Origin of the sequence: Zoogloea sp., from assembly GCF_041908905.1 — a bacterium.
Lineage (GTDB): Bacteria > Pseudomonadota > Gammaproteobacteria > Burkholderiales > Rhodocyclaceae > Zoogloea.
In genome coordinates this window covers 36,924-49,676 of record NZ_JAYREK010000017.1, presented here as the reverse complement: position 1 = coordinate 49,676, position 12,753 = coordinate 36,924, and the positions used below count along the sequence as shown (strand labels likewise).

Below are 12,753 nucleotides of genomic sequence, written 5' to 3'. Positions count from 1 at the left end.
TTGCAGCGATGCCGTAGCCCAAGCGCTCCGGCATTGATGCTTTTTTCAGCGGCGTCGCCGCGCCGAGGCTCTGCTGTTGCTGCAAAAAGCATCAAGCATGGTGCTTTGACGGCCGCCGCTGCCCCTTTTGAGGGCGCGCGTGGAGCCCTCGGGCAGCGCAATCGCCGGTCCGGGCTGCGTCGTCGGGGCGTCGGGCTGGGCGCTCGCGGCGGTGGGGTGCTTCCCGCGGGCGTTTTTTCCGGGTCAAATTGAGGGATTTCCCCGTTAAGGACCCACCATGAGCTCCACCATCCTCCTCGACGTCGCCGACGGCGTCGCTACCCTGACCCTCAACCGCCCGGCGGCACTCAACGCGCTCTCCTTCGAGATGATGGGCGCCCTCTCCGAGGCCACCTCCCGGCTCGCCCACCGGGACGACCTGCGGGTGGTCGTCATCCGGGGGGCGGGCGAGCACTTCATGGCCGGCGGCGACCTGAAGGATTTCGCCGGCCAGCTGCACCTGTCGCCCGAGAGCCGCATCGCCAGCTTCCGCGCCACCATCGAGCAGGACATCAACCGCAGCGTCGAGGCCCTGGCCGCCCTGCGCGTGCCGGTGATCGGCCGCGTGCATGGGGCCTGCGCCGGCTTCGGGCTGTCGCTGGCGCTGGGCTGCGACATGGTGCTGGCGGCCGACTCGGCCTACTTCACCACCGCCTACAGCAGCATCGCCCTGTCGGGCGACGGCGGCGTGTCGTGGTTCCTGCCGCGCATCGTCGGGCGCCACAAGGCTTTCGAGCTGCTCACCATGGCCGACCGTTTCGATGCCGCCGAGGCGCTGCGCCTGGGCGTGGCCAACAAGGTCGTGCCCCTCGCCGAGCTCGACGCGGCGGTGGATGCGCTCGTCGGGCGCATCCTGCGCGGCCCCAAAGAGGCCTACGCCGAGATCAAGCGCCTGCTCAACCAGTCCCCCGACCAGAGCCTCGACGCCCAGCTCCAGCTGGAGGCCGAGGCCTTTGCGCGCTGCGCGGCGCGGGCGGACTTCGACGAGGGCATCGGCGCCTTCCTCGACAAGCGCAAGCCGCGCTTCAACGGCTGAGCCGGTAGGCCAGGATGCCCGCCCACTCGTGGGCGGCATAGCCGCCGGCGTAGGCGCTGTTGATGGCGGGCAGGCTGGGCAGCAGGTTGTCGTTCCTGCCGCGGCCGCCGAGGAAGGCGGTGGGGGCGGGGATCACCGCGATGCCGGCTTGCTCGAAGGCTTCCATCGCGCGGTGCATGTGGGCCGCGTGGGTCACCAGCACGACCTTGCCCACGCCGGCCTCGCGGAGCATCGGTGCGCTGAAGTCGGCGTTCTGGCGGGTGTCGAGGGAGCGGCCCTCGACCCACCGCACCGGCACCCGGAAATCCTCTTCCAGCACCCGCTTCATCAGCTGCGCTTCCCCCGGCCCCAGGGCGCCGGCCTGGCGGCTCGGCGTGCCGCCGGAGACCAGCACCGGCAGGCCGCTCTGGCGGGCCAGCCGGGCCCCGTAGCGGACCCGCTCCAGGGTGACGCGGTTGACCGTCGGGCCGCCGTATTCGGGCGCGTAGTCGCGCAGCCCGCCGCTCAGGATCACGATGGCGCCGGCATCGGCGAGGCGCACCGGGTCGACCACCGGGATGTCCTCCAGGCCGTCTATCAGCTTGCCCACCGTCGCCGGGGTGATCATCGCGACGCCGACGGCGAGGCCGCTCCACGCCACGATCCGGCCGAGGCGCGGACGGCGTCCGAGCAGCAGCAGCCCGAGGGCGACCAGCACCAGGGGCCCGAGGGGGGGCAGGAGGAGCGCCGCGAGAATGTTCTTGAAGTAGAGCATCATGAAAAGCGCCGCGCCCGGGGGGCGCCGCATTGTCGGTGGAGAGGTGCAAGGCTATCATCCCGGAACGGCAGCAGACCGCTGCGTACCGCCCGTAAAGAGTGCCTGGATGCTGGCTTTTGAGCTGCCGACCGCGTTCTTTCACCCGGAGCGGGCGCCGCCGGTCTTCGCCTCCAGCCCGGCCCTGCGACGGACGGGCTTCAGTCACCAGGGGAAAGATCATCGCGAGCATAGGGTTCCAGTCGAAGTGGGGAGCATTCGGGCTTGAATGCGGTCCGGGGCATCTCATCCACCCGTGCACGGGCGTCGCGTCGGCGTCCGCGGCCGCGCCGGCGGAGCCTCCGCGATGACCGAGCTGGGCGTGAGGGAGGCGATCTGGGCGCTGGTCGGTGTGTTGTCCCTGTATCTGGTGCTCATCCTCTTCCGCCTGGCGCGGCCACGCCGGGTGCGCCGGCCCGCGGCCGAGGTCGCCCCGCAGACCGAGGTCGTCGCGGCGCCGCCGGCCGTCGCCGCGGCGGCCGCCGAGCCCCCGCCCGCAGGCGGTTTCGCGGCGGGCCTTCCCGAGATTCCGCTGGCCGAGATGAACGAGCTCGAGATCCAGCAGCTGCGCCGCGACATCGGCCAGCTGCGCACCGAGCAGGATTTCCTGCGTAGCGAGCTGGTCGCGCTGCGTCTCGACATGAACGAGATCCAGGGCGCCCTGGATCGGGCCGAGGCCCAGATCCCGCCGCCCCAGGCGCCGGCCTCGCAGCAATACGTGCGCCCGGTGTCGCCCCAGCATTCCGAGGCGATGCTGCTGGCCGGCCGGGGGGTCGCCGCGGCGCAGATCGCCGATCACTGCGGGATCTCGGTGGCCGAGGCGGAACTGGTATGCGCGCTGGCGCGGGCGGAGGATGGAGCATGAGCGAAGAGCGGAAAACCGCCGACGAGGATGCGGTCGGGGAGGACGATTCCCGCCGTCAGTTGTGGATGCGGGCGGGCATTGCGGTGGGCCTGATCGGGTTGCTGCTGGGCGGGCTGGCGGTGTTCGACCAGCAGTCGCGCCCGCCGCCCGTCGAGGAGGCGGCGCTGCCGACCAAACCCATCGCGCCGGCCCAGGTGATGCCCGAGGTGGGCCGCGATGCGCCGCCCGACGTGGTCCGCGCGGGGGGCGAGGCCGTGCCTCCGGCGCCCGCGCCGGTGGAGGAGGTGCCGCCGCCGGTCCTGCCCGCGCCGGGCAAGGCCGGCCGCGGCGAGCACCTCGAGTCGCCGGCCGGCGTGGCAGAGGGGGGGCGCCCGACCGAGCGCCCGGCCCACGCTGCGGGCAGCGCAGCATCGGCGGCCCGCGGCGAGCCGGCACGCAAGGCCGCCGAGCCGGCTTCCCAGCCGGCACCCGTGCCGCCGGCGCGGACGGCGACGACGCCCCCGGCCAAGGTGACGGCTGCGGCCGCACCGGCTGGTGCCGCGGCTCCGGCTGTGCCGGTGGCGGCAGCGGTCCCGGCGGCGAGCGGTGTGATCCCGCCCACCCCGGCTGCGGCGCGACCCGCTCCGGCGCAGGTGGCCTCCGAGGCCGCGCCACGGGCCGCCGCCGCTCCGGAGGGGCCGTCGGCCCCGGTCCGCAAGACGGCGGCCGAGGGCGCCTTCTACCTCCAGCTCGGGGCCTACCCGAGTGCCGAGCAGGCGGAGGTGCTGAGGGCCCGCCTGTCTGCCGAGGGGGTGCCGTCCCACCTCGAGACCCGGGTGCTGGTCGGGCCCTTCTCCGATCGGCGTGATGCGCTGGCGGCCCAGGCGCGCTTGCGCGAAAAGGGCTTCACGCCCGGCGACCTGATTCCCTTCCGGCGCTGAGCGGCGCCGCCTGCCGGTGGAACTTGCCGGCGGCGTGGATGGTCAAGCCTTGAGAGCGATGCGGGAAGCGGCTTGCACCAGCATGGGCCGGCTTCCCGCTCGTCATGCTTTCAACTCATAAAGTTCAAGATCCATGACTCTCACGCAAAAAGCACCCGCCCATCCGACGGCCGCCGCCGTGCTCGGGCAGTTTCGGGTGATCTACGGTTCCGTCCGTCAGCATTTCCAGTACATCGAGGAGCACTGCGGTGTGTCCGGTTCGCAGTTGTGGCTGCTCGACGAGATTGCCCGCGCGCCCGGCGCCGGGGCGTCGGAGCTGGCCACCCGGATGTCCATCCACCAGACCCTCTGCAGAGATCTGCTGGCCCGGCTCGAAGCGCAGGGGCTGATCTTCTGCTCCCACACCAAGGGGGAGCAGGGCGAGGACGGTTTCCATCTGACGGAGCACGCGGCCCAGGTGCTGGCCGCCGCGCCGGGGCCGACCGAGGGGGTGCTGCCCCAGGCGCTGCAGGGCCTGCCGGACGACACGCTGGAGGGGCTGCACCTGGGCCTGGCCGAGGTGATCGCCCAGCTGACGGTGAGGGCGCCGGCCAGCGCCAAGACGCCGCTGGCGGATCTTTGAGCCGCGTGGGGCCGGCCAGATGCCGCCGGCCCGCCGGGCCGCTTCAGTCGGCGCCCGGGTGGGGCACGATCGACAGGGCGTGGCCGCTGCGGCAGTGCAGCGCGAAGCCGTGGCTGCATCCGTTGCCCGGGGGGGCGGCCCACAGGGCGGATTCGTCGCCGAGGCTGCGGGCGATCTCATAGCCCCGCTGCTTGAGCAGGCCGGGGTCGAGGTGTTCGGCAACGATGCGCGGGGCGTCCGGGCGTGCGGGGTGGGCGAGGACGAGGCGAAAGACTCCCATGGCGTTCTCCTGCAGGCTTTGGCGATGGGGGCAATCTAAGCGTCGTATGTGACGCCTGTGCGAAACGCCGAAGGCAGTTGTGCGGCAGCCGCCGGGCGGCGCGCTCAGGCGGTGCCGGCCGGGAGGCGGGAGGGGCGGAAGCCGGCCAGCAGCTCGCCGGCGGCGGCGGCGTCGAGGGGGCGGGAGAACAGGAAGCCCTGCATTTCGTCGCAGCCGAGGGTTTCCAGGGCCGAGCGCTGGTCGCCGCGCTCCACGCCTTCGGCGGTGAGCTGGATGTCGAAGCCCCGGGCGACGCCGGCGATCGCGTTGATGACCGGGTGGCTGGACTGGCTCTGGATGTTCTTGACGAAGCTGCGGTCGATCTTGATGCGGCTGATGCCGTAGCGGGGCAGGTTGGCCAGGGACGAGTAGCTGGTGCCGAAGTCGTCCAGGCTGATGCCGACGCCCAGGTTGCGCAGGTCGCGCAGGCCGGGGGCGACGTTGTGCAGGTCGCCGCACAGCAGGCTCTCGCTCACTTCGAGCTCGAGGCTGGCCGGCGGCAGGCCGTGGCGCGTGAGGGCCCGCTGTACCGTGTCGGCCAGGTCGGCATGCTCGAAGTCGCGCGGGGAGAGGTTGGTGGTGAGGCGCAGCTCGGGGAACTGCCGGCGCCACAGGGCGATCTGCGCGCAGGCGGTGTCGAGCACCCAGCGGCTGATCTCGTGCATGATCCCGGCCTCTTCGGCCGAATGGATGAAGCGGGCGGGCGCCACCAGGCCGTGGGTCGGGTGGCGCCAGCGCACCAGCGCCTCCATGCCGCTGATGCGGTCGCGGGACAGGCTGACCAGGGGCTGGTAGTGCAGCTCGAGCTCGTTGTGGGTGACGGCGTGGCGCAGCTCCTTCTCGAGGGAGGCCCGGCTGCGGTAGCTGGCGTGCATCTCGGGGGAGAAGAAGCTGAAGCTGCTGCCGCTGCCCTTGATCTGGTGCATCGCCACCCCGGCGAACTGGATGAGGTCTTCGGCGCTGTGCCCGTCCTGGGGGTGGATCGCGATCCCGATGCTGAGGCTGGCGAGGTGTTCGTGCTCGTCGATCACGACCGGGGCCTGGAAGGCCTGCAGGATCTTTTCGGCGATGGCGCGGGCATCGGGTTCGCTGTTGATGTCGGGCAGCAGCGCGATGAACTCGTCACCCCGGTGGCGGGTGAGGGTGTCGCCGCGGCGCAGGCACTGCTTGAGCCGCAGCGCGATCGAGCGCTGCAGGGTGTCGGCGTCGCCCTGCTCGAGGGGGTCGCCGCCGCGCGGGTGGCGGCTGACGTTGATCTGCATCACCGCGATCAGGCCCTTGCGGCGCTTGGCCTGGGTGATCGCGAGGTTGAGCCGGTCGTGGAAGAGCTCCCGGTTGGGTAACTGGGTGATCGGGTCGTGGTAGCCGAAGCGGGCGGGCGGGACGTCGTCGTCGGCACGGCGGGTGGCGGGCAGCGTGCGCGCCGCGCCGTAGGTGCCGACGAAGTGGGCGGCGGCGCGGGAGTCGGCGCGCCGGTAGATGCCCATCGCGTTGAGCACGATGCTCACCGGGCCGTCGTCGTCGTTGCTGTCGGGGCCGAAGGGGTTGCGGTTGAGGCGCAGCTCGATGTTGCTGGCGGCCCGTGGGCCGGTGCGCCGTTCGGCAAAGCAGAAGCGTGCCCGGTCGAGGTCCTCGGGGTGCACGATCTCGGAGAAATGCTTGCCGATCAACCCGTTGCGCGGGTGGCCGAGGAGCGATTCGATGCGCGGGTTGAGGTAGTTGAAGCGGCCCTCGGCGTCGAGGGTGTAGATGAGGTCGAGGGAGTTCTCGACCAGGTAGCGGTGCATCTGCTCGGACGACTGCAGGCGCTGCTGGAGGAGCCGGTTGTTGCGCTCGGCGTGGCGCTTCTGCAGGGCGTTGGCGACGGCCCGGCGCAGCTGTTCGGGGCTGTAGGGCTTGAGCAGGAAGTCGTCGGCGCCGCGGCGCAGGGCGCCCACGGCGGCATCCATGGATTCTTCGCCGCTGATCATGATCGTGGATTCGCGGCGCTCGTGGCTGAGCAGCCAGTCCATCACCGCCAGGCCGGAGGCGTCGGGCAGGCGGTAGTCGATGATCAGCAGGTCGTAGGCGCGGGTGTTGAGGCGTGCGAGGGTCTCGGCGACGGAGGTGCAGTCCTCGATCAGGCGGTCCTTGCTCTGGAGCAGGGCCGCGACGGAGCGCGTCAGGGACGGCTCATCGTCGACGACAAGGATGCGGGTGAGGGTCTCGGCGGCGTTGCGCCGGCCCTCGTCGGTTGGGAAGAAAGGACCTTCCCAGGGGATGACCATCGTGACTCCCGGGCATGCTGCGTTACATAGCGGCGCAATGATGCATCAACTCAGGGCATTGCCGCCAGTGGCACGAAAATCTGGAACAGGGTGCCGGAGCCGGGCTGGCTGCGGCACAGGATGGTGCCGCCGTAGGCGGTCACGAGGTCGCGCACCACCGGCAGGCCGATGCCGCTGCCGCCGGGCTTGTCGTTGCTGTGGGCGTTGGGCGTGAACAGGGTGTCGATGCGCTCGGCGGGCAGGCCGGGGCCGTTGTCCACTACGCGGATCTCCATGCAGCGGCTGCCGTTGGCGTTGATGCCGGTGACCGCCGCGACGGTGAGCTTGCCGCCTTCGGGGATGGCCTCGGCGGCGTTCTTGAAGAGGTTGAGCAGCACCTGCTTGAGGGCGTCGGGGGGGATCGCCGCGGGCGGCAGGTTGGCCGGCGCGCGCAGCTCGAAGTGGATGCCGCGGCGCGAGAACAGGGCCTCCCCGTAGAGGGCGCGCAGGTCGTGGAGGATCTCGGCGACACCGCTGTGGGCCGGGCCCGAGGGGGTGATCGAGCTGAAGTCGCTGGTCCGGCGCACGAGGGTGCTGACCCGGTCGAGCTCGTCGCTGAGCAGCGCGAACTGCTCCTTGAGGGTCGGGTCGTCGAGCCGCTCGTCGATCATCCCGAGGTAGGTCTTGATCACGGTGAGCGGGTTGCTGGCCTCGTGGGCGATGCGCCGGGCGTGGTCCACGTAGCGGCGGGCGATGCTGTCCTCGAGCTCCTGGCGCATCTTCTCGTCGGCCCGGCGCTCGGACATGCGGGTGGTCGCGGCCTGGGTGACGATGCGGCGCAGGCCGGGCTCGACGTCGTCGCCGGGAATCTCGTTGCTGGCGCAGGGGAACACCGCGACGCCGGCCTCGTTGGGGTTGCGCCAGGGCACGCAGAGCAGGCCGTCGGAGTCGAGCCAGCGGGCCAGCTGCCAGTCGGAGGTGTTGCGGCCGGGCGGGCGTGCGCCCAGCTCGAAGCGCGTCTCGCCGTCGTTGCGGAAGGCCTGGGCGAGGGTGCTGTATTCGTCGGCGATGGCGATCTGCAGCTGATCCAGCCCCGGGTGGGTGGGGTGGGCCGCGCCGACCAGGAAGTCTTCGGTGAAGTTGCGCACGAACAGCACCGGCGCGTCGAGCCCGAGGAGCAGGCGGCTCGCCACGTCGAAGCCCTGGCGGGCGGTGGCGGCGTCATTGAAGGCGCCGCGGGAGAAGGCGCCGAGGGCGGTGCGGGCGATGCTGGTGTCGGCGGGCGGCTCTTCCTTGTCGATGGACGAGATCGCCCACGGCTGGGTGAGCATCGCGGGCTCGATGCTGAGCTCGAGGCCCTTCAGGCGGTCCTGCAGGCCGCGGGCGGTGTCGGCGATCAGGCTCACCAGCACGCCGCCTTCGACGCCGGTGAGCCGGCTGGCGCTGTCGAGGCTGGCGGCGGACTGGTTGCCGCGGTAGCCGGCGAGCTCTTCGGCGGCGGCGAGGATGCGCACCAGCGGGTGGGCGTTGATGATGCCCTCCGGCTCGGCCTGGTGCAGCGCGATGGCGTCCACGACGCTGGCCGGGAAGCCGCAGCGGGCAGCGAGGTCGGAGGACAGCTCGGCGTGGTCGAAGCCGTAGCGTTCCCACTCGGCGATGGCCAGGGCGCGCTCGTCGATGGCGTCGAGCTGGATCTGGCGGTAGTCGTCGCTGTATTCGCTGAACCACAGCAGGCCGAGGTCGTGCAGCAGGCCGGCGCAGTAGGCCTCGTCCGGCCGGGGGTAGCTGGTCTCGAGGGCCAGGTGCAGGGACAGCTCGGCCACGAACTGGCTGTGCAGGGCGTGGTGGCGGTGGGAGCGGGCGCTGACCCGGTGATGGGTTTGCTGGATGACGTGGCGCAGGGACCAGCCCTGCAGCAGGCCGGCGTCGATGCCGGCGATGCGGTTGGCGATGGCGTCGAGGAGCTTCTCGGCGTCGTTGCCGCCCAGCGGTGCCGTCAGCAGCAGCTCGAAGACCAGGACCGGGTCGAGGGAGATGGCCCGGGCGATGTCATGGGGTGTCGGGTTGCCGCTGGAGAGAGCCCGAAGCAGCGCCGTTGCGCTTTCGCGCAAAGCGGGCAGACGCGATGTCGGAACAGCCGAAGGACGTCGCATTTTGAATATTCGGGTCGTGGGCATAAAGACGAAGCACGGTTTTCATAAATTTAGTGCTTTGAATTCTAACCGTAGCCTCCCGCTTGCTGCCTGTGACTTATGCGTGCCCGAGGTGGGGCTTGGGCAAAAGAGTGTGACCCATTTCGCGCCGGCGGTCAGAGTCTGGGCTTGGCGGGGGGCTTGTGTCAGCTGAACTGCAGGCTGTCGGCGAAGGCGAGGGCTTCGAGATGGGCCCGGTTGACCTCCTCCGGCGTGATGTGGAGCTCCTTGGAAAGACCCGCGAGAGGCTTGTCGTCGAAGCTTTCCAGGGCTTGCGCGAGCTTGAGGAAGGGGGCGTAGACGCCCTCGCCGCTTATCAGTGCGTCATAGATGGCGGAGGGGAGGTGCATCTCGTCGAGGGCGGTCTGGAGGCTGGCGCCGAGGAGCAGGTGGAGCATCGAGAAGGCGCCGGTGATGAACAGGTTGTCGAGTTCGCCCTTCTCGAAAAACGCGGCCCCGATCTTCTCCATGAAGCGGCCGCGGGCAATGGCGGTCTGCATCAGGGCCGGTGCGGAGGGGTCCCGACTGGCCGAAATGAGCAGTACGGAAAGCCATTTATGGAGTTTTTCGTAACCCAGAATGGTGACCGCGTGGCGGAAGGACTGGATCTCGCACATCAGGCCGAAGCCGGCCGAGTTGATGTAGCGCAGCAGCTTGTAGGAGAGGGCGACGTCCTGCTTGAGGACGTGCTCGATGTCCTTCACCTCGGCGTTGCGGCGCACCAGGCTGAGCAGCCGGACGATCTGGGCGTGGGACGGGGCGAGCTTGCCGTCGGTCTTCAGGCCGCGCAGGAAGAACCAGCCGGAGGCCCCGTCGTAGCCCTGGGCGACGGCGTCGCGGAACTCGGGCACGTCGCCGAGCCCCCAGGCGATGGCCAGGCCCGGCGGGTTGAGGGGCAGGGACTGACGCTTGGCGTCGATGATCACGAAGCGCCACGGCACGCCGGGCGGCGCCACCGTGTCGGGCTGGTACCAGGTGAGGTTGAGGCTGATGCCGGCCTCCTGCAGGCGGGGGATCAGCGACAGGGTCAGCGGGTTGGTGATGGCCTGGGCGGGGATCTCGACCATCGCGTTGTCGGGGGCGGACCACGCGAGCAGGTCGGGGGTGGGCACCAGCCGGTACAGGCTGATGAACACCGGGTGGGTCGAGGGCCACACGTCGGCCAGGCTCTGCAGGCTCTCCACCGCCTGGGCAACCGAGGCGGCGTGCATGATCAGCCGGTTGGCGGTGATCTTGTACTGTTTGTTGATGACCGGCTCGCGGGTGATCAGGGCGTTGCTCATGGGCTCGGGTTCCGGGGCCGGGGCTCAGGTGGGGGTGGGATCGCTCGAGAAGCTGAAGGCGTCGGCGAAGAAGGCGTCGGCCGGCAGGCCGCACTGCCCGGTGAGGTCGGCGCGGGCGGCGTCGATCATGGCCGGCGAGCCGCAGGCATACACCTCATGCCCGGAGAGGTCCGGCAGGTCGGCCATCAGGGCGGCGTGGGCGAGGCCCTGGCGGCCGCTCCAGTTGTCGGCCGGCTGCGCCTCGGAGAGCACCGGCACGAAGCGGAAGCCCGGCAGGCGCGCCTCCCAGCCGCGGGCCAGGTCGAGCTGGTACAGGCCGGCGAGGTTGCGGCTGCCCCAGTAGAGGGTCAGCGGGCGGGTCTGCCCGGTGGCGATGGCGTTCTCGACAATGCTCTTGATCGGCGCAAAGCCGGTGCCGCCCGCCAGCAGGATGGCCGGCTTGGGGGAGTCCTGCAGCCGGAAGCCGCCGAGGGGGCCCTCGAAGCGCAGGATGTCCTTCTCCTTGAGCTTCTCGAAGACGTGGGTGGTGAACTGCCCGCCGGGGACGTGGCGGATGTGCAGCTCGAGGTGGTCGGCGCTGGTCGGCGAGTTGGCGATCGAGAAGCTGCGCCGCTTGCCGTCGGCCAGCAGGATGTCGATGTACTGGCCGGCGATGAACTGGAACTTTTCGCTCGCCGGCAGCTTCAGTTCGAGGACGATCACGTCGTCGGCGGCGCGGACGAGCTTCTGGACGCGGCAGGGCAGCTTCTTGACCGGGATGTCGCCGGCGCGGTTGACCTGGCGCACCTCGACGACGAGGTCGGAGCGGGGGCGGGCGCAGCACAGCAGCGCCATGCCGGCGTCCCGCTCGGCGGCGGTCAGGGTGGATTCGGCGTAGCGCCCGTGGTCGACCTCGCCCGACAGCACCTTGCTCTTGCACACCCCGCAGGCGCCGTCGCGGCAGCTGTAGGGAAGGATCAGCCCGCCGGCCAGGGCGGCTTCGAGGACGGTTTCGTCGGAGGAGGCGGAGAAGCCGAGCCCGCTCGGCTGGAGGGTGACCTGGAACGACATGATGGGTGGCCGTGAGATAATCGCTAAATGAATCGTCGAAAAATGAAACAGGTGCTCATCGTCGGCAGCGGCGACGTGGCCCGCCGGATCATTCCGTGGCTCGCCCGCCGCTTCCGGGTCTGCGCCGTGGTCCGTCGCCCCGAGGAGCGCGCTGCGCTGCGGGCGCTGGGCGCCCGGGCCCTGGTTGCGGACCTCGATCAGCCCAGCTCGCTGGGGCGGCTCGCCGGCATTGCCGACTACGTGCTGCACTGCGCGCCACCGCCCGCCACGGGGCAGGGCGACCCCCGCACCGGCCGGCTGCTGGCGGCGCTGCAGCATCGCGGGAGTCTACCACGACGGCTAGTCTATATAAGTACCACCGGCGTCTATGGCGACTGCGGCGGCGACTGGCTGGACGAAACCCGGCCGCCGCGTCCGACCTCCGCCCGGGGGGCGCGGCGCGTGGCGGCCGAGGGGCTGCTGCGGGGCTTCGGGCGGCGCACCGGCTGCCGGGTGAGCCTGCTGCGGGCGCCGGGGATCTACGACTCGGATGCGCGCCTGCCGCTGGCCCGCCTGGAGAAGGGCGATCCGGTGCTGCAAGCCGACGACGACGTGTTCACCAACCACATCCACGCCGACGACCTGGCCTGGCTGCTGGCCCTGAGCCTCTTCCGCGGCAAGCCCGGGCGGGCCTACAACGCCTGTGACGACAGCCAGCTCCGGATGGGCGATTATTTCGACCTCGTCGCCGATGCCTGCGGCCTGCCGCGTCCGCCCCGCCTGTCGCGGGACGAGCTGGCGAGCCGGGTGTCACCGATGACTTTGTCTTTCATGTCCGAGTCCCGCCGCATCGGCAACGCGCGCATCAAGCGCGAGCTGCGGGCCGGCCTGCGCTTCCCCACGGTCGCCGACGCGCTGCGGGCGCGGGGCGGGCGTGTTTCCTGAACCCCCATTGAATAGAGAGTCCGCCCCATGTTGTATCTGAGCATCAAGGCCCTGCACATCATCCTCGTCACCAGCTGGTTCGCCGGCCTGTTCTACCTGCCGCGGCTGTTCGTGAACCACGCGATGGTCACCGACAAGGCCACCCTCGACCGCCTCGCGATGATGGAGAACAAGCTGTATCGCTTCATGACCCCGCTGGGCATCCTGGCTGTGGGGCTGGGCATGTGGCTGTGGTTCGGCTTTGGTTTTTCCGGTGGCTGGCTGCACCTGAAGACCGCGCTGGTGACCTTCCTGATCGTCTATCACCTGTATTGCGGCCGCCTGATGCGCGCCTTCGCCGAAGGCCGCAATACCCGCAGCCACGTGTGGTACCGCTTCTTCAACGAGATCCCGGTGCTGGTGCTGTTTGCCTGCGTGTTCCTGGTCGTTCTGAAGCCCTTCTGATCTTTCTACTGGATTCCCGT

The 12,753-nt window shown here is 70.5% G+C and carries 12 protein-coding genes; 6 read left to right on the top strand and 6 right to left on the bottom strand.

From position 1 onward, the window contains the following. Window positions 1-277: 277 nt before the first annotated feature. On the top strand, window positions 278-1,075 hold the full coding sequence (locus ACE3OU_RS11020; protein ID WP_374241611.1) for an enoyl-CoA hydratase/isomerase family protein: 798 nt from the start codon (window positions 278-280) through the stop codon (window positions 1,073-1,075). Here ACE3OU_RS11020 and ACE3OU_RS11015 read toward each other — a convergent pair. Next, window positions 1,065-1,832, bottom strand: a complete 768-nt coding sequence (locus ACE3OU_RS11015) for a YdcF family protein (protein ID WP_374241610.1) — start codon at window positions 1,830-1,832, stop codon at window positions 1,065-1,067. The genes ACE3OU_RS11020 and ACE3OU_RS11015 overlap by 11 nt on opposite strands. A gap of 343 nt (window positions 1,833-2,175) precedes the next feature. Between ACE3OU_RS11015 and ACE3OU_RS11010 the strand changes: the two genes are divergently transcribed. The 3 genes from ACE3OU_RS11010 (at window position 2,176) to ACE3OU_RS11000 (ending at window position 4,275) form a co-directional block, all read left to right on the top strand. Continuing rightward, entirely contained in the window at window positions 2,176-2,733 is a 558-nt protein-coding gene (locus tag ACE3OU_RS11010) for a hypothetical protein (protein WP_374241609.1), read from the top strand. After that, window positions 2,730-3,653 (top strand): SPOR domain-containing protein, encoded by a 924-nt coding sequence (locus ACE3OU_RS11005; protein ID WP_374241608.1) that lies wholly within the window; start codon window positions 2,730-2,732, stop codon window positions 3,651-3,653. The genes ACE3OU_RS11010 and ACE3OU_RS11005 overlap by 4 nt, the downstream gene beginning before the upstream one ends. Before the next feature lie 133 nt (window positions 3,654-3,786). Then, entirely contained in the window at window positions 3,787-4,275 is a 489-nt protein-coding gene (locus tag ACE3OU_RS11000; protein ID WP_374241607.1) for a MarR family winged helix-turn-helix transcriptional regulator, read from the top strand. 43 nt (window positions 4,276-4,318) lie between these two features. Here ACE3OU_RS11000 and ACE3OU_RS10995 read toward each other — a convergent pair whose 3' ends face one another. From ACE3OU_RS10995 to ACE3OU_RS10975, 5 genes are all read right to left on the bottom strand, one after another. Then, the gene (locus ACE3OU_RS10995) at window positions 4,319-4,555 is read right to left on the bottom strand and encodes a hypothetical protein (protein ID WP_374241606.1); all 237 of its coding nucleotides are present in this window, start codon (window positions 4,553-4,555) and stop codon (window positions 4,319-4,321) included. 104 nt (window positions 4,556-4,659) lie between these two features. Next, window positions 4,660-6,861, bottom strand: coding sequence for an EAL domain-containing protein (locus ACE3OU_RS10990; RefSeq protein WP_374241605.1), 2,202 nt, complete (start codon window positions 6,859-6,861; stop codon window positions 4,660-4,662). A gap of 50 nt (window positions 6,862-6,911) precedes the next feature. Next, window positions 6,912-8,951, bottom strand: a complete 2,040-nt coding sequence (locus ACE3OU_RS10985; protein ID WP_374241604.1) for an ATP-binding protein — start codon at window positions 8,949-8,951, stop codon at window positions 6,912-6,914. A 227-nt stretch (window positions 8,952-9,178) separates the two neighbouring features. Next, on the bottom strand, window positions 9,179-10,315 hold the full coding sequence (locus tag ACE3OU_RS10980; protein ID WP_374241603.1) for an EAL and HDOD domain-containing protein: 1,137 nt from the start codon (window positions 10,313-10,315) through the stop codon (window positions 9,179-9,181). 24 nt (window positions 10,316-10,339) lie between these two features. Then, entirely contained in the window at window positions 10,340-11,365 is a 1,026-nt protein-coding gene (locus ACE3OU_RS10975) for a CDP-6-deoxy-delta-3,4-glucoseen reductase (RefSeq protein ID WP_374241602.1), read from the bottom strand. Between the two features lie 42 nt (window positions 11,366-11,407). Here ACE3OU_RS10975 and ACE3OU_RS10970 point away from each other — a divergent pair, with 42 nt between their 5' ends. Then, complete coding sequence (locus tag ACE3OU_RS10970) at window positions 11,408-12,289, top strand: NAD(P)H-binding protein (protein WP_374241601.1); 882 nt, start codon at window positions 11,408-11,410, stop codon at window positions 12,287-12,289. A 27-nt stretch (window positions 12,290-12,316) separates the two neighbouring features. Next, window positions 12,317-12,733, top strand: a complete 417-nt coding sequence (locus ACE3OU_RS10965; RefSeq protein WP_374241599.1) for a CopD family protein — start codon at window positions 12,317-12,319, stop codon at window positions 12,731-12,733. The last annotated feature ends 20 nt before the right edge of the window (window positions 12,734-12,753 follow it).

Bases quoted from the DNA above. Each gene is read 5' to 3' on its own strand.
- ACE3OU_RS11005 (WP_374241608.1), top strand. From the start codon at position 2,730: ATGAGCGAAGAGCGGAAAACCGCCGACGAGGATGCGGTCGGGGAGGAC.
- ACE3OU_RS10990 (WP_374241605.1), bottom strand. From the start codon at position 6,861: ATGGTCATCCCCTGGGAAGGTCCTTTCTTCCCAACCGACGAGGGCCGG.
- ACE3OU_RS11000 (WP_374241607.1), top strand. From the start codon at position 3,787: ATGACTCTCACGCAAAAAGCACCCGCCCATCCGACGGCCGCCGCCGTG.
- ACE3OU_RS10980 (WP_374241603.1), bottom strand. From the start codon at position 10,315: ATGAGCAACGCCCTGATCACCCGCGAGCCGGTCATCAACAAACAGTAC.
- ACE3OU_RS10995 (WP_374241606.1), bottom strand. From the start codon at position 4,555: ATGGGAGTCTTTCGCCTCGTCCTCGCCCACCCCGCACGCCCGGACGCC.
- ACE3OU_RS10965 (WP_374241599.1), top strand. From the start codon at position 12,317: ATGTTGTATCTGAGCATCAAGGCCCTGCACATCATCCTCGTCACCAGC.
- ACE3OU_RS11020 (WP_374241611.1), top strand. From the start codon at position 278: ATGAGCTCCACCATCCTCCTCGACGTCGCCGACGGCGTCGCTACCCTG.
- ACE3OU_RS11010 (WP_374241609.1), top strand. From the start codon at position 2,176: ATGACCGAGCTGGGCGTGAGGGAGGCGATCTGGGCGCTGGTCGGTGTG.
- ACE3OU_RS10975 (WP_374241602.1), bottom strand. From the start codon at position 11,365: ATGTCGTTCCAGGTCACCCTCCAGCCGAGCGGGCTCGGCTTCTCCGCC.
- ACE3OU_RS11015 (WP_374241610.1), bottom strand. From the start codon at position 1,832: ATGATGCTCTACTTCAAGAACATTCTCGCGGCGCTCCTCCTGCCCCCC.
- ACE3OU_RS10970 (WP_374241601.1), top strand. From the start codon at position 11,408: ATGAAACAGGTGCTCATCGTCGGCAGCGGCGACGTGGCCCGCCGGATC.